Source organism: Streptomyces sp. NEAU-174 (assembly GCF_052665095.1).
Map to the genome: position 1 here is coordinate 304965 of NZ_JBQTCE010000013.1, position 18579 is coordinate 323543.

12 protein-coding genes are annotated in these 18579 nt (G+C 71.2%); 3 read left to right on the plus strand and 9 right to left on the minus strand.

All coding sequences use genetic code 11. The features are described from left to right. Positions 1–6: 6 nt before the first annotated feature. Positions 7–1653: a ribosomal protection-like ABC-F family protein gene (abc-f, locus tag ACT2CW_RS33860; RefSeq protein ID WP_445519348.1), complete on the minus strand. Its 1647-nt coding sequence runs from the start codon at positions 1651–1653 to the stop codon at positions 7–9. 114 nt (positions 1654–1767) lie between these two features. Here abc-f and ACT2CW_RS33865 point away from each other — a divergent pair, with 114 nt between their 5' ends. After that, entirely contained in the window at positions 1768–2394 is a 627-nt protein-coding gene (locus ACT2CW_RS33865; protein WP_330815564.1) for a TetR/AcrR family transcriptional regulator, read from the plus strand. A 35-nt stretch (positions 2395–2429) separates the two neighbouring features. Here ACT2CW_RS33865 and ACT2CW_RS33870 read toward each other — a convergent pair whose 3' ends face one another. The 3 genes from ACT2CW_RS33870 to nrdR all read right to left on the minus strand — a co-directional run bounded on the left by ACT2CW_RS33870 (position 2430) and on the right by nrdR (position 6713). After that, on the minus strand, positions 2430–3035 hold the full coding sequence (locus tag ACT2CW_RS33870; RefSeq protein WP_164432481.1) for a YdbC family protein: 606 nt from the start codon (positions 3033–3035) through the stop codon (positions 2430–2432). 171 nt (positions 3036–3206) lie between these two features. Next, on the minus strand, positions 3207–6074 hold the full coding sequence (locus ACT2CW_RS33875) for a vitamin B12-dependent ribonucleotide reductase (protein ID WP_164432483.1): 2868 nt from the start codon (positions 6072–6074) through the stop codon (positions 3207–3209). A gap of 117 nt (positions 6075–6191) precedes the next feature. Continuing rightward, complete coding sequence (nrdR, locus tag ACT2CW_RS33880) at positions 6192–6713, minus strand: transcriptional regulator NrdR (RefSeq protein ID WP_445519349.1); 522 nt, start codon at positions 6711–6713, stop codon at positions 6192–6194. A 451-nt stretch (positions 6714–7164) separates the two neighbouring features. Between nrdR and lexA the strand changes: the two genes are divergently transcribed. Next, positions 7165–7968 (plus strand): transcriptional repressor LexA, encoded by an 804-nt coding sequence (gene lexA / locus ACT2CW_RS33885; RefSeq protein ID WP_037958216.1) that lies wholly within the window; start codon positions 7165–7167, stop codon positions 7966–7968. A gap of 232 nt (positions 7969–8200) precedes the next feature. Here lexA and ACT2CW_RS33890 read toward each other — a convergent pair whose 3' ends face one another. The 4 genes from ACT2CW_RS33890 to ACT2CW_RS33905 form a co-directional block, all read right to left on the minus strand. Beyond that, the gene (locus tag ACT2CW_RS33890) at positions 8201–10201 is read right to left on the minus strand and encodes an ATP-dependent DNA helicase (RefSeq protein ID WP_445519350.1); all 2001 of its coding nucleotides are present in this window, start codon (positions 10199–10201) and stop codon (positions 8201–8203) included. A 258-nt stretch (positions 10202–10459) separates the two neighbouring features. After that, on the minus strand, positions 10460–11158 hold the full coding sequence (locus tag ACT2CW_RS33895; RefSeq protein WP_445519351.1) for a GNAT family N-acetyltransferase: 699 nt from the start codon (positions 11156–11158) through the stop codon (positions 10460–10462). A gap of 76 nt (positions 11159–11234) precedes the next feature. After that, on the minus strand, positions 11235–13280 hold the full coding sequence (locus ACT2CW_RS33900; RefSeq protein ID WP_445519352.1) for an IucA/IucC family protein: 2046 nt from the start codon (positions 13278–13280) through the stop codon (positions 11235–11237). Between the two features lie 411 nt (positions 13281–13691). After that, the gene (locus ACT2CW_RS33905; protein ID WP_445519389.1) at positions 13692–15473 is read right to left on the minus strand and encodes a diaminobutyrate--2-oxoglutarate transaminase family protein; all 1782 of its coding nucleotides are present in this window, start codon (positions 15471–15473) and stop codon (positions 13692–13694) included. Positions 15474–15732: 259 nt separating this feature from the next. Between ACT2CW_RS33905 and ACT2CW_RS33910 the strand changes: the two genes are divergently transcribed. Next, complete coding sequence (locus ACT2CW_RS33910; protein ID WP_138917188.1) at positions 15733–16908, plus strand: trypsin-like serine peptidase; 1176 nt, start codon at positions 15733–15735, stop codon at positions 16906–16908. A gap of 143 nt (positions 16909–17051) precedes the next feature. On the opposite strand, the gene hflX is transcribed toward ACT2CW_RS33910, so the two are convergent. Then, complete coding sequence (gene hflX / locus ACT2CW_RS33915; RefSeq protein WP_138917189.1) at positions 17052–18554, minus strand: GTPase HflX; 1503 nt, start codon at positions 18552–18554, stop codon at positions 17052–17054. Between the last annotated feature and the right edge of the window lie 25 nt (positions 18555–18579).

The window sequence follows — 18579 nt, forward strand, 5'->3', positions numbered from 1 at the left end:
GCCACCCTAGATCGAGGCCGTGGCCGGCGCCTCGCTGCCCTCCTCTGCCATGGGCCGACCTCCTCTTATCTCGCGGCGGCGCCCGGTGAAGCGGCTGCGCAACAGCCGGTCGTGCGAGACCACCACCAGCGCCCCGGGCCACTGGGCCAGCGCCTCCTCCAACTCCTCCACCAGGCCGAGGGCGAGATGGTTGGTCGGCTCGTCGAGCAGCAGGAGATCGGCGGGGCGGGCCAGCAACCGGGCGAGCGCCAGCCGGCGGCGCTGGCCCGCGGAGAGCGACCCCACCGGAACGTGGAGGGCATCCGGGCGGAACAGCCCGTACGACAGCAGCAGGTCGGTCTGCTCCTCCGGTGTCCCCGGCAGCCCGCGGCCGAAGGCCGACAGCAGCCGCTCCCGGGGCCGGGCAACCGGTATCTCCTGGGCGAGGTAGCCGATCCTGCCCCGGCGGGCCGCCCGCCCCGCCTCCGGTTTCTCCACCCCGGCCATGACCCGCAGCAACGTGGATTTGCCCGCGCCATTGGCACCGTGGACGAGCAGTCTCTCTCCGGCTGCCACCGTGAGCCGGTCGACCGCCAGCCGCTCCCCCACGCGGACATCGTGAAGGTCGACGAGCAGGCCGTCCGCCGAGCCCGCGGCGGGGAGCGCCGAGAAGCGCAGCGGCTCCGGCGGGCGCGGCACCGGGTCCTCCTGGAGTCTGCGCAGCCTCTCCCGTGCGTTCCGCACCCTGCTGGAGACCGAGGACTGCACACGTCCCCGGTCCCGGTCGTAGGCCATCTTGTTGCCGTCCTTCATCCCGCGCCCCGGGGCCACCCGCCGGGCGACGGTGGTGGCGGCCTCGGAGAGCGCGGCCGTCTCCGCGCACCACTCCTCGTACGCCTGCTCCCAGCGGCGGCGCGCGGCGGTCTGCTCGGCGACGAATCCGCCGTAGCCCCCGCCGTACCGCACCAGGGTGCGCCGGTCGGCGTCCACCTCGACGATCGCGGTCGCGACCCGCTCCAGGAAGACCCGGTCGTGGGAGACGGCGACGACGGTGCCCGGATGCGCCCGGAGCGCCTCCTCCAGCCAGCCGAGCGCCGTGCCGTCGAGGTGGTTCGTCGGCTCGTCCAGCAGCATCACCTCGGGGGCGGCCGCGATCAGGCAGGCGAGCCCGAGCCGGGCCTGCTCACCGCCCGACAGAGTGCCGAGCCGCCGCTCGTATCCGATGCCGCCGAGCCCCAGGCCGTGCAGGGCCTTCTCCACCCGGGCATCCGCCTCATAGCCGCCGCGGGCCTCGAACGCGGTGAGCAGATCGCCATAAGCGGCGAGCACGTCGGGGGCTCCGCCGCCGAGATCCGCCTCCAGCTCGCGCAGCCCGCACTCCATGGCGCGCACCTCGGCGAGGGCGGTGTCCACCGCGTCACGCACCGTGCGATCCGGCGGCAGCTCGGGCGTCTGGCCGAGGTGGCCGACGCCGCCGTCTGCCACCATCACCACGGCGCCGTCGTCCGGCGACTCGCGCCCTGCCAGCAGCCGCAGCAGGGTGGACTTACCGGCCCCGTTCTCCCCCACGACGCCGATCCGCTCCCCGGGCCGCACCGCGAAGGACACGTCGTCGAGCAGCAGCCGGTCACCCCGGGACAGCGTGACGCCTCGCAGCGAGATCTGAGTGGGCAAGGGCGCACCTCCGAGCACGCGAGCGGCCATCCGGACCGCACACTCCAAACACAACTGAAGTTGCGTTACCCTCAGCATGACACAGCGAACCCACTAACACAACTGGAGTTGCACTTGTCCACAGAGAGCACCGCCCCGACGCCGGGCACCGTCCGCCCCGGCGGGCGCACCGCGCGCACCCGCTCGGCGGTGCGCGACGCCGTGCTCACCGGCCTCGCCGAGCACGGCTATCCGGGGCTGACCGTGGAGTATGTCGCCGAGCGCTCCGGCATCCACAAAACGACCGTCTACCGGCGCTGGGGCAGCGTCGAGGGACTCGTGGCGGACGCGCTGGACCTGGCGGGAGAGGACGCCTGGACGCCGCCCGACACGGGGAATCTGGAGGGCGATCTGCGCGCCCTCGCCCGCGAGGTGACCGAGACCTTCGGCAGCGCGTCGGCCGCCGCCGCGCCGACCGCCTTCATCGCGGCCGCGTTCCAGTCCGAGCGCGCGGCGCAGGCGCTGCGCGACTTCTACACCGAGCGCTTCGCGCGCTGCGAAACCGTGGTGCGCAGGGCCGTCGACCGAGGCGAGGCCCCCTCCGGCACCGACGCCGCGGCGGTCGTACGCGCCGTCTCCGCGCCCTTGTTCTTCCGGGCGCTCATCACCCGCGAGCCCATCGACACCCCGCTCGCCGACCAGACGGCGGCCGCCGTCGCCGCCGCGGTCCGGGCCGGGGCCTATCTCCCCGCCCGCCGCTGATCAGGGCCGCCCCTTGCCCGGCAGCGGGCTCCGCCTCACACCGTCCAGGCGGACACGACCCGTACGACATCGCCGGCGATCGCCGCCACATCCGCTTCCGTCTGCGCGCGCAGGCCGAGCCGCTCGACCCGCTCCACGCGGTACTTCCCGTGCTCGGCCGCCGAGTCCCACATCGACAACACCAGGAACTCGTTCCCCGGCGCCTCCCCGAACACCCCGCGCAGCATCCCGGGCGACCCGGCCATGGCCGGATTCCACACCTTCTCCTGCACCAGAGTGAAGTGGTCCACCCGGTCGGGGCGCACCCGGCAGTGCGCGACGCGCACCACGTCCGCGTCGGAGAACCGCGGCTCGAAGCCGACCTTCACATCGAATCGGTGCTCGAACAGCCGGACTTGCATATCCCGGTACGTGCCCGACTGCGAGGCCGCCAGCCGGTCGTGCGAGCGCGCCATGAAGGAGTCGTAGAACGCCCGGCTCTCCCAGAACGAGAAGACATGCGCCACATTCGGCCGCCCCCGGCTCCAGCCACCGCCCTGCCCCCGGAATCCCGGTTCGCCGGGCAACCCCGCCCACTTCCGCTGCCCCCGCTCGAAACCCGGGCGGTCCACCACGGTGCAGCGAATCCACTTGACCAGCACCGCGCCATCCTACGGCCGTACGGTGGCCCTCATCACATACCGGAGAGTCCGCCCCCGGTTCGCCATCGCGCCGTACGGCGCCGGGGGACAACGGCGGCGGGGCGCGGACCCGAAGGTCCGCGCCCCGCCTGGGATGTCATCCCCTCGGATGCCATCCGTAAGTGTTCACGATCAGCTGCAACCGCTCGTCGAACCGCAGCCCTCGCACAGGTAGCAGCTGCCCGCACGGCGCATCTTGGTGCCGCAGGAGAAGCAGAGCGGCGCGTCCGCGTTCAGCCCCAGCTGGATCTCGACCAGTTCGGTCGAGCTGTGGGCCTCCTTCGCCGACTCGGACCCGCTCCGCGGCTGCGACGACGACCCACTGCTCTTCGGGGCGGCCACATGGCGCGGCGCCGACTGGGCCAGGCCCTCGACGTCCACCTCGTCGTCGGCGGCCTCGTAGGACCCCGTCTCCAGGTGGCGCTGGCGCTCCTCGGCGGAGTGGATGCCGAGCGCCGAGCGGGTCTCGAAGGGCAGGAAGTCCAGCGCCAGCCGGCGGAAGATGTAGTCGACGATCGACTGCGCCATCCGCACGTCCGGGTCGTCCGTCATACCGGCCGGCTCGAAGCGCATGTTGGTGAACTTCGAGACGTAGGTCTCCAGCGGCACGCCGTACTGAAGACCGACCGACACGGCGATCGAGAAGGCGTCCATCATGCCCGCCAGGGTCGAGCCCTGCTTGGACATCTTCAGGAAGACCTCACCGAGACCGTCGTCCGGGTAGGAGTTGGCGGTCATGTAGCCCTCGGCGCCGCCCACCGTGAAGGAGGTGGTGATGCCGGGGCGGCCCTTGGGAAGGCGCCTGCGGACCGGGCGGTACTCGACGATCTTCTCGACCTCGGGCTCGGCCTGCTCCTTCTCCTCCTTCTTCTTGGCGGAGAGCGGCTGGCCGACCTTGCAGTTGTCGCGGTAGATCGCCAGCGCCTTGAGGCCGAGCTTCCAGCCCTCGAAGTAGATCTCCTCGATCTCCTCGACGGTGGCCGACTCCGGCATGTTGACCGTCTTGGAGATCGCGCCGGACAGGAACGGCTGGGCGGCCGCCATCATCCGCACATGGCCCATCGGCGAGATGGAGCGCTCGCCCATCGCGCAGTCGAAGACCTCGTAGTGCGCGGGCTTGAGCCCCGGTGCGTCGATCACATTGCCGTGCTCGGCGATGTGGGCGACGATCGCCTCGACCTGCTCCTCCTGGTAGCCGAGCCGCTTGAGCGCCTTGGGGACCGTGTTGTTCACGATCTGCATGGAGCCGCCGCCGACCAGCTTCTTGAACTTGACCAGGGCCAGGTCCGGCTCGACGCCCGTGGTGTCGCAGTCCATCATCAGGCCGATGGTGCCGGTCGGCGCGAGCACCGACGCCTGGGCGTTGCGGTAGCCGCTCTTCTCGCCGAGGCGCAGCACGTCCTGCCAGGCCTCGGTGGCCGCTGCCCAGACCGGGGTGTCCAGGTCGTCCATGCGCTTGGCGGCGGCGTTGGCGTCCGAGTGCTGCTTCATGACGCGCTTGTGGGCGTCCGCGTTCCGCGCGTAGCCGTCGTACGTGCCGACCACGGCGGCGAGCTCCGCGGAGCGCTTGTACGAGGTGCCGGTCATCAGGGAGGTGATGGCTCCGGCCAGCGCCCGGCCGCCGTCGCTATCGTAGGCGTGGCCGGTGGCCATCAGCAGGGCGCCCAGGTTGGCGTAGCCGATGCCCAGCTGGCGGAAGGCGCGGGTGGTCTCGCCGATCTTCTCGGTCGGGAAGTCCGCGAAGCAGATGGAGATGTCCATCGCCGTGATGACCAGCTCGACGACCTTGGCGAAGCGCTCGGCGTCGAAGCGCTGGTTGCCCGCGTCGTCGTCCTGGAGGAACTTCATCAGGTTGAGCGAGGCGAGGTTGCACGAGGAGTTGTCCAGGTGCATGTACTCGCTGCACGGGTTGGAGGCGGTGATCCGGCCCGACTCCGGCGAGGTGTGCCAGTGGTTGATGGTGTCGTCGTACTGGATGCCCGGGTCGGCGCAGGCCCAGGCGGCCTCGGCCATCTTGCGGAAGAGCGCCTTGGCGTCGATCTCCTCGATGGGCTCACCGGTCAGCCGGCTGCGCAGCCCGAACGAGGAGCCGGACTCCACCGCCTTCATGAACGTGTCGTTCACGCGGACGGAGTTGTTGGCGTTCTGGTACTGGACGGACGTGATGTCGTCGCCGCCCAGGTCCATGTCGAAGCCCGCGTCGCGCAGGGCGCGGATCTTCTCCTCCTCCTTGACCTTGGTCTCGATGAACGCCTCGACGTCCGGGTGATCGACGTCGAGCACGACCATCTTGGCGGCCCGGCGGGTGGCGCCGCCCGACTTGATCGTTCCGGCGGAGGCGTCGGCGCCGCGCATGAAGGAGACGGGGCCGGAGGCGTTGCCGCCCGAGGAGAGGAGCTCCTTGGAGGAGCGGATGCGGGAGAGGTTCAGGCCGGCGCCGGAGCCGCCCTTGAAGATCATCCCCTCTTCCTTGTACCAGTCCAGGATCGACTCCATGGAGTCGTCCACGGAGAGGATGAAGCAGGCGCTGACCTGCTGCGGCTGCTTGGTGCCGACGTTGAACCAGACAGGCGAGTTGAAGCTGAAGACCTGGTGCAGCAGCGCGTAGGTGAGCTCGTGGTCGAAGATCTCGGCGTCCGCGGGCGAGGCGAAGTAGCCATGGTCCTCACCGGCCTTGCGGTAGGTGCGCACCACGCGGTCGATGAGCTGCTTCAGGCTCGCCTCGCGGTCCGGGGAGCCCACCGCACCACGGAAGTACTTGCTTGTGACGATGTTGACCGCGTTCACCGACCAGAAGTCGGGGAACTCCACGCCGCGCTGCTCGAAGTTGACCGAACCGTCGCGCCAGTTGGTCATGACGACGTCACGGCGCTCCCAGACCACCTCGTCATACGGATGCACGCCGGGGGTGGTGTGAATGCGCTCGATACGCAGACCCTTGTTCGCCTTGCTGCCCTTGGAGCGGGAGCCTCGTGCCGGGCCGCTCGTCGTCTCTGTCATTCCGCCTCCCTGTACGGGCGAAAACGCCCTGATGTGCCCATTTCTTCCCCGGGCACGGTGTGTCTGTTCTTTCACCCGGACGCGGCAAGCGCCCCGGGCGGGTATGTGGGCCGCCGGTCAGTCGGCGGCGATGGCCGGCGCGGGGGCCTCCGCGGCCCCTTCGGCGCCGGGCCCGCGGTCGCGCGCGGGAGGCCGTTGCTGGTCACGCAGCTCCGCCACGGCGGCTTCGAAGTCCTCGAGGGAGTCGAAGGCGCGGTAGACGGAGGCGAAGCGGAGGTAGGCGACGAGGTCGAGCTTCTGGAGCGGGCCGAGTATGGCGAGCCCGACGTCATGGGTGGACAGCTCGGCGCTGCCGGTGGCCCGGACCGCCTCCTCCACCTGCTGGCCGAGCTTGGCGAGGGCGTCCTCGGTGACCGGACGGCCCTGGCACGCCTTGCGAACTCCCGAGATGACCTTGTCGCGGCTGAAGGGCTCGGTGACCCCGCTCCGCTTGATCACCATGAGTGACGCGGTCTCCACGGTCGTGAAGCGACGCGAGCAGTCGGGGCACTGGCGGCGCCTGCGGATCGAGCAGCCGTCATCCGTGGTCCGGCTGTCGACGACGCGGCTGTCGGGGTGCCGGCAGAAGGGGCAGTGCATGACTCCGATCCCTCCCTCACCCTCAAAAACGGCGCATGACTGAACATGCCTGAACATGCCTGATGAGCCCCGTCCGGGCCGTAAGACCCTCCGAGGCGGCCACAAGCATAGGCCAAAACTCTGTCGGCGGATCCACCAGGGACCACAACCTGTAGGTGGCTTGCATCCATCAAACCACTAGATCTGGTGTCCGGCACTCAACCGAGCCGGATGGCGTGTCACGGGTCGGGAGCAGGCACGAGACTACGCGAACCCCGTGCGTCCCGGATTCACAGGGGTCGGGATGCAAGACTGGGGCCGCCGCACGGCGACCGGACCAAACGGCGTATACACCCAAGCCTGTGATCACGTCAGTCCATCTGCGAAATTTCACTCGAACGTGTGTTTGGCGCAACCTTTCGAAAGCAACTACCGTTGTCCAACTAGGGAGAACATCTCGAGAGGGGCCGTCGTGACCACCACCGCAGAGAGCGCCACCGTTACCGCCCAGGAGCGCTCCCAGAGCCGACTCGAACAGACACACGCGATGAACCAGACCCACCCGATGAACGACGACGCCACGACACCGGAGGGGCAGAAGCCCGCGCGCTCGCTACCAGGGCGACCTCCAGGCATCCGGGCGGACAGCTCGGGGCTGACCGACCGGCAGCGGCGCGTCATCGAGGTCATTCGCGACTCTGTGCAGCGGCGTGGCTACCCGCCGTCCATGCGGGAGATCGGTCAGGCGGTGGGCCTCTCCAGCACCTCCTCCGTCGCCCATCAGCTGATGGCCCTGGAGCGGAAGGGCTTTCTGCGGCGCGACCCCCATCGGCCCCGGGCCTACGAGGTCCGCGGCTCCGACCAGCCCAGCACCCAGCCCCCGGACACCACCGGCAAGCCCGCCGCCTCCTATGTGCCGCTGGTCGGCCGGATCGCGGCCGGTGGCCCGATCCTCGCCGAGGAGTCGGTCGAGGATGTCTTCCCGCTCCCCCGGCAGCTGGTCGGCGACGGTGAGCTCTTCGTGCTGAAGGTGGTCGGCGACTCCATGATCGAGGCCGCCATCTGCGACGGCGACTGGGTGACGGTGCGCCGCCAGCCCGTCGCGGAGAACGGCGACATTGTCGCCGCGATGCTCGACGGTGAGGCCACGGTGAAGCGTTTCAAGCGTGAGGACGGCCATGTGTGGCTGCTTCCGCACAACGCCGCCTACCAGCCGATCCCCGGCGACGAGGCCACCATTCTGGGCAAGGTGGTCGCGGTGCTGCGGCGCGTCTGAGCGCGCCGGATCGAGGTGCGCCCTGAGCGTGCCCTACGACCGGGCCCCGGGACCACTGCGCCGGTTCCGGGGCCCTGCTGTGTCCGACGACCGTCGAGGCCCTGTCGTATGAGGGCACCTGTCCCCGAAGGGGCGCGGGGCTGTGTCGATATGCGGCTCCGCCGCGTGGGCCACCAGCCACGACGGCGCCGCAGTCGACCGACGACGCATCGCGACACTTCCAGCGGAGCGCTTAGCCCTCCTTCGCCTTGGCCGCCGCGTCGATGGCGGCCAGCGAGCGGCGCACTTGGTTGCGGTCGGTGGTGTACCAGAATTCCGGCATGGACTTGCGGAGGAACGAGCCGTAGCGGGCCCGCTCGACCCGCGGGTCCAGAACGGCGACGATGCCCCGGTCGCCCGAAGCCCGCACCAGCCGGCCGGCGCCCTGGGCCATCAGCAGCGCGGCGTGCGTCGCGGCGACGGCCATGAAGCCATTGCCCCCGGCCTCCTCCACCGCCTTCTGGCGGGCACTCATCAGAGGGTCGTCGGGACGGGGGAAGGGTACCCGGTCCATCACCACCAACTGACAGCTCGGCCCCGGCACATCGACGCCCTGCCAGAGGGACAGCGTGCCGAACAGGCAGGTCCTGGCGTCGGCGGAGAAGGAACGGATCAGCTCGCCCAGCGTCTCCTCGCCCTGGAGGAGGATGGGCATGTCCAGACGCCCACGCAGGTCCTCCGCGGCCGCCTGGGCAGCGCGCATGGACGAGAACAGCCCGAGTGTGCGACCACCCGCGGCCTCGACCAGCTCGGCGAGCTCATCGAGCATATCGGCGCGGCTGCCCTCGCGGCCGGGCTGGGCGAGATGCTTGGCGACGTAGAGAATCCCCTGCTTGGAGTAGTCGAAGGGCGAGCCGACGTCGAGACCCTGCCAGCGCGGCGCGCTCTCCTCGCCGCCCTCCGGGTCCTGCGGGCTCTCGGGGGCGAGACCGAGTGAGGCCGCCACCCCGTTGAAATCCCCGCCCAGCTTGAGCGTGGCGGAGGTGAGGACGACGGACCGGTCCTCGAACAACTTCTCGCGCAGCAGCCCGGACACCGAGAGCGGGGCAACGCGCAGCGAGGCGCCGAAGCGATCGTGCCGCTCGTACCAGACCACGTCGTACTCGGACGCTTCGACGATCCGCTCGGCCACCTGGTGGATGTTCTCCACGGCACCCAGCGCCTGCTTGCGGACCGCGTCCTCGTCCTTGACCGAGGCGTCCCGTGTGGCGCCGAGCGCCGAGATCACCGTGCGGGCCGCGTCGCGCAGCGCCATCAGCACATAGCCTAGGTCCTCGGGGATCTTCTCGAGGCGGCCGGGCAGGGCGAGCTCCATCAGCCGCTCGAAGCCCTCGGAGGCGGTCTGGAGGGCGTCCGCCGCCTGTTCGTTGACCAGCTTCGCGGCACGCCGCACGGCGCGGTTGACCTGGCCCGGGGTGAGCTCTCCGCTGGCCACGCCGGTGACCCGGGAGACCAGCTCATGGGCCTCGTCGACGATCAGCACCTCATGGCTGGGCAGCACGGGGGCGCCCTCGATGGCGTCGATGGCGAGCAGCGCGTGATTGGTGACGACGACATCGGCGAGCTTGGCCCGCTCACGGGCGGCCTCGGCGAAGCACTCCGCGCCATAGGCGCACTTGGACGCGCCGAGGCACTCCCGGGAGGTGACCGACACCTGGGACCAGGCGCGGTCCGAGACACCGGGGGTCAGATCGTCCCGGTCGCCCGTCTCGGTATCGTCCGACCAGTCGCGCAACCGCAGCAGGTCCTTGCCGAGCTTGCTGGTGGGCGCGGCGGCCTCGAACGGGTCGAAGAGCCCGGCCTCATCCGCGTCCTCCTGCGGGACGCCCTCGTGGAGCCGGTGCAGGCACAGATAGTTGGAGCGGCCCTTGAGCATGGCGAACTCGGGGCGACGGCGCAGCAGCGGATGCAGCGCCTCCACGGTGCGGGGAAGGTCGCGCTCGACAAGCTGCCGCTGCAAGGCGAGGGTCGCCGTGGCGACGACGACGCGCTCGCCGTGGGCGAGGGCGGGCACCAGGTAGCCCAGGGACTTTCCGGTGCCGGTGCCGGCCTGGACCAGCAGGTGGGAGCTGTCGTCGATCGCCTCCGCCACCGCTTGGGCCATGGCGGTCTGGCCAGGGCGCTCGGTGCCGCCGACGGCGGTTACGGCGGCGTGCAGCAGATCTTCGAGTGGAGGCGAGGACGATTCAGTCATAGGGCTGCCAGCCTAAAGGGCGGCACCGACATCACTCCTGTCGGTGTGGTCGGTGACGGACGGTTTCGGCCGGGGTGGGGTGCGGGCGGGGTTCCGGCGGGGCGGGGTTCGGGCGGGACGGGGTTCGGGCGGATCTTCGCTCCGTGGCACGGCGGCTCCGCGCCGCGTGGGAACCGGGACCGGGCGAGCGGTGTATCAACAGTGGAATCTCGCATCGAGGCAAATGGATCACCGGGAGGCACGGATGGTTGCGAAGGCTCACAGGACGTGTCGCAGGGCACGGTCGCGCAGCATCAGCGCGGCGCGTTTGCCGGGGAGTTCGACCTCCGCGGAGAAGCGGAAGCCGGCACCGAGGAAGGCGGCCACGGAGGGGGTGTTGCGGAGATCCGGTTCCGCCACGACCCGGGTGCAGGACGGACGGTGCTCGAGGACGAGGTCGGCGGCCGCGCGGAGCAGGGTCGTCCCCAGGCCACGGCCGCGATCGCTGACCCGGCCGATGAGCAGATGGATACCCGTGTCGTGCGGCCGGGCCGGGTAGTACCGCGCGAGCGGGTCCAGATCGGCGCGGTACACCTCCCAATAGCTCATCGGGACGCCGTCCAGGACACCCAGACAGGGCACGCTGCGCCCATCGCCGTCGAGCTGGTCCCCCAGGTGGCTCGCGGTGGCTTCCTCAGGGCCGTCGAGCTCCCAGAAGGCGGCCACGGACGGGTCGTTCATCCATTGCGCGATGAGCCGCAGATCGCGCCCGATACGGACCGGGACGAGCTGGAAGGTGCCCAACGGGGTGTTGGTGGGCCCCCATTCGACGATGTGGTCGAGCAGATCCGGCCGGTCGTCGGCCTCCGATCGGGCGGGGTCCAGGTCGATGAGTCGTGCGACGTCCTCTTCCTGGCGCAGCCGCATGTCGATGGTGTCGTCGGTGCTGGAGTTCGTACTGGAGTCGGTGTGCGGCACGGCGATGCTCTCCTCTCAGGGGTCTGGGCACGTCGGAAGGACATGGCGGTGAGGGGCGTGATCGCGAGTCGCGGGGTCAGGCCATGGGGGTGACAGCGGTGGAGCCGGAAGGCGGGACAGACAGGGAAAGGGGGTTGGGGATGGTCACATAGACGGACTGGGTGTCCACCGGTCCCACGAGCTCGTCCAGGCCGCGCAGCCGCGTGAGCAGGTTGGCCTTGCAGCGCAGGGTGGGTGTCTCCAGGAGCCGGGCGGGAAGCGGTGAGCGGGTTCTGCCGGGGCCGGACGCGGCCTCGGCGAGGAAGCGGCGGAACGCGGCCAGCAGGACGCGTTCGTCGACGAGTCGCTGGGATCCGAAGGCGCCGATCAGTCCGAGGACGTTGTTGACACCCAGGTAGTAGGCGAACCGCTCATCGGTGACCTCGTCGGAGACGAAGGTGTCGCTGCGGCCGCCGATACCGGGCAGGCGGCGCTGGAGTTCGGCGTGCCGGGACGCGCGGAAGTAGTAGCCCTGGTTGTCCCGGTAGCGGCCGCCGACCGGCCAGCCGTCGGGGTCCAGCAGCACCAGAGTGTTTTGCTGGTGCGCCTCGAGCGCGATGCCAGCCTCTCCGTCCAGCCAGAGCAGGGGGCGTACGACCGTGTGCAGATAGCGCAGGAACCACTCCGTGCCGACGGCCGCGGTGGAACGGCCGGTTCGATCGGCGAGCCGGGCGACGAGGTGGGCGAGCCGGGAGCGCATCACCGGCTGTCCGGGCCAGGGGCGCGGCGCGAGGAGTCCGGCGACGCAGACGGCGTCGTCGCCGGGGCCGAACGGGTTGTGCCGGATGACGACGTCGAGGCCGGTCAGGGGTTCGCCATCCGGCCCGTCCACGGCGAGCCAGGCCGGGTCCCGGACGATGTCGAAGCCCGGGAAGCCGGGGAAGGCCGCCCGCCACTGCTCGGCCAGTCCGCTGCGGAGCAGCCGGTGCACCTCGACACCGCGGCGGAGTTCCTTACGGAGATTCTCACGACGGGAGTTGGTGATCCGCAGACCGAGGGAGAGTTTCAGCATGGCGGGAGCGCCCGGCCGGTAGACGGTGCGGACCGAGGAAGTCGGGTGCCAGGGCCCACCGGACGGCCCGAGGTCGTGCAGCAGGCCGACGTCGAAGAGCGCGGCGACCTCCGGACGGTGCCGGATCTCGCGAGCCTGCCAGGGATGCAGGGGCAAGGGCACCGTTCCGGTGGGCAGTTGGAGGCCGCTGCCCGCCAGGGAGAGGGCGAGCCGCTCGGCGGGCACGGTCCGGCCGCGCTCCGTCCACGCCGACTCACAGGCCAGAGCGGACCGGCCGACCGCGATCCAGTGAAGGGGGAAGGAGCCACGCGTTTCCGGTGAGCAGACGGTGGATTCGGAGTCGGAGAGGCCTTCGCGGCTCTTCGGCGTGGGATGCAGGGGGTGACCGAAGAGGAGGGACTGTTCGGCGCTGAGGAACGGGGTGCTCGTGCTCGGATCGGCGGGTGTGGCCCGGCGGAGGGTGAGAAAGAGGGCGGTGCGTCGTACGGAGTCCGCGACACGGCCGACGAGTTCGGTGGCGTCCGCGTCGGGGTCATCCCGCCGCGCACTGTACGTCGCCTCGCGGCTGAGCAGGGCCGCGAGGGTGACGGCGCCGACAGCGGGCGCGTCATGGGGCCCGTGCTCCAGCAGCGGCGGGCCGAAGCGGTGCCAGCCGGTGGGCGACCAATAGCGCACCGGGACGAGCAGGACGGTTCCGCTGGCGGCGAGGGGAATGCGCAGAGTGTCCCCGTCGGTGCGTACGAGGCCGCTCTCGCGAACCCAGCAGCGCAGCAGGTTCTCGACGGCAGCGGCGTCGGCCGCGACCTGCGGATCGGGGTCGTCGAGCGGATCCGCACAGACCCTCCGGGGGCCGGCCTCGCGGGTGCGGCTGTCCGGCGACGCTTCACGGCTGTCGTGGCTCTGCCGGGGTACGGCCGTCGCCGCGAGGGGCGGCCCCTGGGCGGGCGGCCGCGGCGCGCGCGGTTCGTCCGCCGAGGGCTCCGGGGCAGGTGGCTGAGGTGCTCCCGCTCCCGCTCCCGCCGCGCCGGCGAGCGGCGCCGCGGCGGGCGATGCCGCCGGGGGCTGTGGCACGGGTGCCGGGCGCGGTGCCGCCGCCGGTGACGCCGCCGTGGGGGGCGATGGCGGTGCTGGGGACGCCGTCTGGTCGCCGGTGGCCCTCGTGGCGCTGGACGGTGCCCTGACCGTCGAGACCGCCGTGGATGGGGCGGGCGGTGGGACGGGCGGTCTTGCCGCCCCCGCCCCGTCCGGGGGAGGCGCTGTGTGGGGCGGGTGCGGGAGGGGTGGCGGGGGGCTGGGGCGGGCGGAGTCGTCGGGGTCGGTCAGGGCGCCGGGCACGGGCTGCGGTTGGGGAGGCAAGGGGGCTCCCCCGGAGGTGTGCGGCATGGTGGGTGTGGCGCGGGCGTCACGGCGTTCACATCCTGGGCCCGGCGCCTGCCTCCTTCGGTGGTGCGATGGCGGTGCGGTCGTACGGTGCGTGACGCGTCACCGGTGGTCTCCGGCGAGCTGCGGGGCGAATGGGGCAGCGGGGAGAGGGAGTTCGCGGGAGCGGGCTCCGGGGGTACGAATCGCCGCGTCCAAGGCGTCCGTGAGCCGGTCCAGGACGGCCTCTGTCTGCTCATCGGTGATGGTGAGTGGGGGGAGAAGGCGGATCACCGCGCCGTGGCGTCCGCCGAGTTCGACGATGAGCCCGCGCCGCAGGCACTCCTGCTGAACGGCCGCCGCGAGCTCGGGATCGGCGGGCGGAGCCGCCGCACGCGGGCCACCGGCGTACGGTGCTCCCCCGTCCGGCGCCCCGCCCGCACTCCCGCCTTGAGCGCCCGTCCGCCGGGCTCCCTCGCGCGGAGTCATCTCATTGGGGGCCGCCTCGCTGGGGGCCGCCTCGCTCGGGGATGCCTTGTGCGGAGGTGCCTGGTGCAGGGCCGCCTCGCTCGGGGGCACCTGGTGCGGGGCCGCCCCGCTCGGGGATGTCTGGTGTGCGGATGCCTGGTGCGGGGATGCCTCGCTCTGGAATGCCTGGTGCGGGGATCCCTTGCGGTCGGCGTTTGTCGCGGGCCCGGGCCCGGCGGCATATCCGGCCCCCGGAGCGTGCCCGACGGGCGTTGCGTTCCCTGCCGCCCCCGCGGGCCCGGCCTCCGGGTCCACCAGTTCCAAGCCGATCATGAGGCCGCGGCCGCGTACGTCTCCGATCCACCGGCGTCCGGTGGCGAATTGGCGTAGCCGGTCCAGCATCCGTGCGCCGACCGTCGCCGCGCGTTCGGCGAGGTTGTTCTCGCGCACGTGGGCGAGGGTCGCGGCGCCCGCGGCCATGGCCAGTTGGTTGCCGCGGAAGGTGCCCGCGTGGGCTCCGGGGGGCCAGACGTCGAGGTCCTCGTGGTAGACCACGACGGCCAGCGGCAGGCCACCGCCGATGGCCTTCGACAGCACCATCACATCGGGCACCACCCCGCTGTGGTCGACCGCCCAGAAGGCCCCGGTGCGCCCGACGCCGGTCTGGACCTCGTCCGCGATGAGTGGGATGGAGCGGGCCGCGGTGATGTCGCGCATCCGGCGCAGCCAGCCGTCCGGGGCCGGGATCACCCCGCCCTCGCCCTGTACGGGTTCGAGGATCATCCCGGCCGGGTCGACCGCCCCGCCCTTGGGGTCGTCGAGCAGCTTCTCGGTCCAGCGCGCGGAGAGTTCGGCACCGTGCTCCCCGCCGACCCCGAACGGGCAGCGGTAGTCGTACGGAAAGGGCAGCCGGGTCACACCGGACGCCCCGGACGACGGGCCGCCGCCGGAGGCGGCCAGGGCTCCGGCCGTCATGCCGTGGTAGGCCCCGGAGAAGGCGAGCACGCCGTCGCGCCCGGTGGCGGTCCGCACCAGCTTGAGCGCGGCCTCGACCGCGTCCGTGCCCGCCGGTCCGCAGAACTGCACCCGTGCGCGGGCGGCCAGTCCGGGCGGCAGGGTGGCGAACAGCTCGTCCGTGAAGGCGTCCTTGACCGGTGTGGCCAGATCCAGGACCTGCAACGGCGCCTCCGCGTCCAGGACTGCCCGGATCGCGTCCAGCACCACCGGGTGGTGGTGCCCCAGGGCCAGCGCCCCGGCCCCGGAGAGACAGTCGAGATAGCGGCGGCCGTCGGCCCCTTCGACCGTCATCCCCCGGGCGCGCACCGGAACGACGGGCAGCGCCCGCGCGTAGGTGCGGGCGGCGGACTCACGCAGCGCCTGGCGCCGCAGAATGCCCTGGGCGGCGCCGCCGTCGTCGGAGACGGCGGCCAGGGCCATCGGCGGGAGCTGGGTCACGGCCACGCGTCTCGGTCCTCCTGCTGCTGAACACCCTCCGGCTGTCCCCCGTACGTACCAACGACGCGTGGCGCTCTGGATCACGGGCTGGGCGAAGATCCTTGCGGCCGGGAACCAAGGACCCGCTCGCAGCCGTCGTAGGCGGCACCGGCATAGTGGGATACCACCCCATTGCCGGGGCGGTGCATGACAATTCCACACAGGCCTAGAGCAGCTCAGAACCTCAGGGGGAGTCCCACCCATGCCATCCAAACGCCGACCCGCACTGGCCGTGGCCGCCATAGCCTCGGTTCTGGCGCTCACCGCCACCGCGTGCGGCTCCTCGGACGACACCACCGACGCCAAGCCGACCGCGTCGTCGGAGCAGCAGGGCGTGGGCGACATCAAGCTGCCCGACAACCTCAACGACAAGTTGAAGAACCTCGGCATCGATCTGGACCAGTGGAAGAACGGCGCCTGGAACAAGTGGGACAAGGACGACTGGCTGCGCGAGGCCGGTGACTTCATCAACCCGATCATCAAGGGCCTGTGGAAGCCGGACCGGATGCGCGAGGCGCAGGAGCCCGACAAGCCGGTGGACGACAGCGACATCGCGGACGACCAGGGTGTGACCGACCCCGATCCGCAGCCCGTCGCGGCCAAGGAGGTCACCAGCCCGTACAGCTCCAAGGTCCCCTATGCGGGCAAGGTCTTCTTCGACGGCCCCGAGGGCTCGATGGTCTGCTCCGCGACGGTGGTCGAGGACCCGGCGCACCCCGGCAAGTCCAACCTGGTGTGGACGGCGGGCCACTGCGTCCACGCGGGCAAGGGCGGCGGCTGGTACAAGAACCTGATGTTCGTGCCCTCCTACAACGACGCGGGCAAGTCCCAGGCGGAGCTGGAGAACGCCACCAAGGAGGAGCTGGCTCCCAAGGGCGTCTGGTGGGCCGACTGGGCGCAGACTTCCTCGCAGTGGATCGACAACGGCGCGGCCGTGGGCGGTAAGGGCGCTCCGTACGACTTCGCGGTGATGCATGTGAAGCCGGAGGCCAGCGGCGGCAAGTCGCTCGAGGAGACGGTGGGCGGCGCGCTGCCGGTCGACTTCAACGCCCCGGCCGTGAAGTCCATCGACGAGATCACGGCCACCGGCTATCCGGCCGCCCCGCCGTTCGACGGCCAGAAGATGAACCAGTGCGCGGACAAGCCGGGCCGGCTCTCCCTGGACGCCAAGCAGCCGACGATGTACCGCATCGGCTGCACCATGACCGCCGGCTCCTCCGGCGGTGGCTGGGTCGCCAATGGCGCGGACGGCAAGCCGGCGCTGGTGTCCAACACCTCGATCGGCCCGTCCAACGCGACCTGGCTGGCGGGCCCGCATCTGGGCCCCGAGGCGAAGGGCGTCTACAGCGCGGTCAGCAAGAAGTTCGCGAGCCAGTGACCCGGCTGAGCCGGTAGCCGTGAGCCGGTAGCCGTCAGGCAGCCGTCCATCCCATGGCGAGGGCCCGCCCCCGGAATTCCGGGGGCGGGCCCTCGCCGTGCATGTGTCGTGGCCGACGCGGTGACGCCGGTATGACTGGCTGACTAGCGCTGGCCGGCGGCCGTGGCCGGGATGAAGCGCCGCAGCTCCGCCGCGAGCTCCTCGTGCACGCGCGCCTTGAGCAGCGTGCCCTCGGGGGTGTGCTCCTCGGAGAGCACCTCGCCCTCGGCGTGGGTGCGCGCGACGAGCTTGCCGTGGGTGTACGGCAGCAGCACCTCGATCTCGACCTGGGGCCGGGGCAGCTCCTCGTCGATCACCGCGAGCAGCTCGTCGATGCCCAGCCCGCTACGGGCCGACACCGCCATGGCGCGCCGCTCCATGCGCAGCAGCCGCTGCACAACGAGCGGATCGGCCATGTCCGCCTTGTTGATCACAACGATCTCGGGCACGTCGACCGCGCCCACATCGCGGATCACCTCGCGCACGGCGGCCAGCTGTTCCTCGGGCGTCGGATGCGAGCCGTCCACCACATGGAGGATCAGATCGGCGTCGCCGACCTCCTCCATCGTGGAGCGGAACGCCTCCACCAGGTGGTGCGGCAGATGCCGGACGAATCCGACGGTGTCCGCCAGCGTGTAGAGCCGCCCGCTGGGGGTCTCGGCCCGGCGCACGGTCGGGTCGAGGGTGGCGAACAGCGCGTTCTCCACCAGGACGCCCGCGCCGGTGAGCCGGTTGAGCAGCGAGGACTTGCCCGCGTTGGTGTATCCGGCGATGGCGACCGAGGGGACCTTGTGGCGCCGCCGCTCCTGCCGCTTGATGTCGCGGCCGGTCTTCATCTCGGCGATCTCGCGGCGCATCTTCGCCATCTTCTCGCGAATGCGCCGCCGGTCCGTCTCGATCTTGGTCTCACCGGGGCCACGGGTGGCCATACCGCCGCCCGAGGATCCGGATCCACCACCACCCATCTGGCGGGACAGCGACTGACCCCAGCCTCGCAGCCGCGGCAGCATGTACTGCATCTGGGCGAGCGAGACCTGCGCCTTGCCCTCTCGGGACTTGGCGTGCTGGGCGAAGATGTCGAGGATCAGGGCGGTCCGGTCGACCACCTTGACCTTGACGACGTCCTCGAGGTGGATCAGCTGCCCCGGGCTCAGCTCACCGTCGCAGACCACGGTGTCGGCACCGGACTCGACCACGATGTCACGTAGTTCCTCGGCCTTGCCGGAGCCGATGTAGGTGGCGGGATCCGGCTTGTTGCGCCGCTGGATCACACCGTCGAGCACCAGGGCGCCGGCGGTCTCGGCGAGGGCGGCGAGCTCCGCCAGGGAGTTCTCCGCGTCCCGCACCGTGCCGGAGGTCCATACGCCGACCAGCACCACGCGCTCCAGGCGCAGCTGCCGGTACTCGACCTCGGTGACGTCCTCGAGCTCGGTGGACAGCCCGACCACACGCCGCAGCGCGGCACGGTCGGAGCGGTCGTACTGGTCGCCGTCACGCTCCTCGTCGATCTCGTGACTCCAGGCGACGTCCTCTTCCATCAGGGCGTCGGCCCGAAGGCTCTCGGCGAGGCGCTGCCGGTCCTGCGGAAGGGAAGAGGAGTGGGTCAAAGGAATCCTTACGTCGTGGAATACC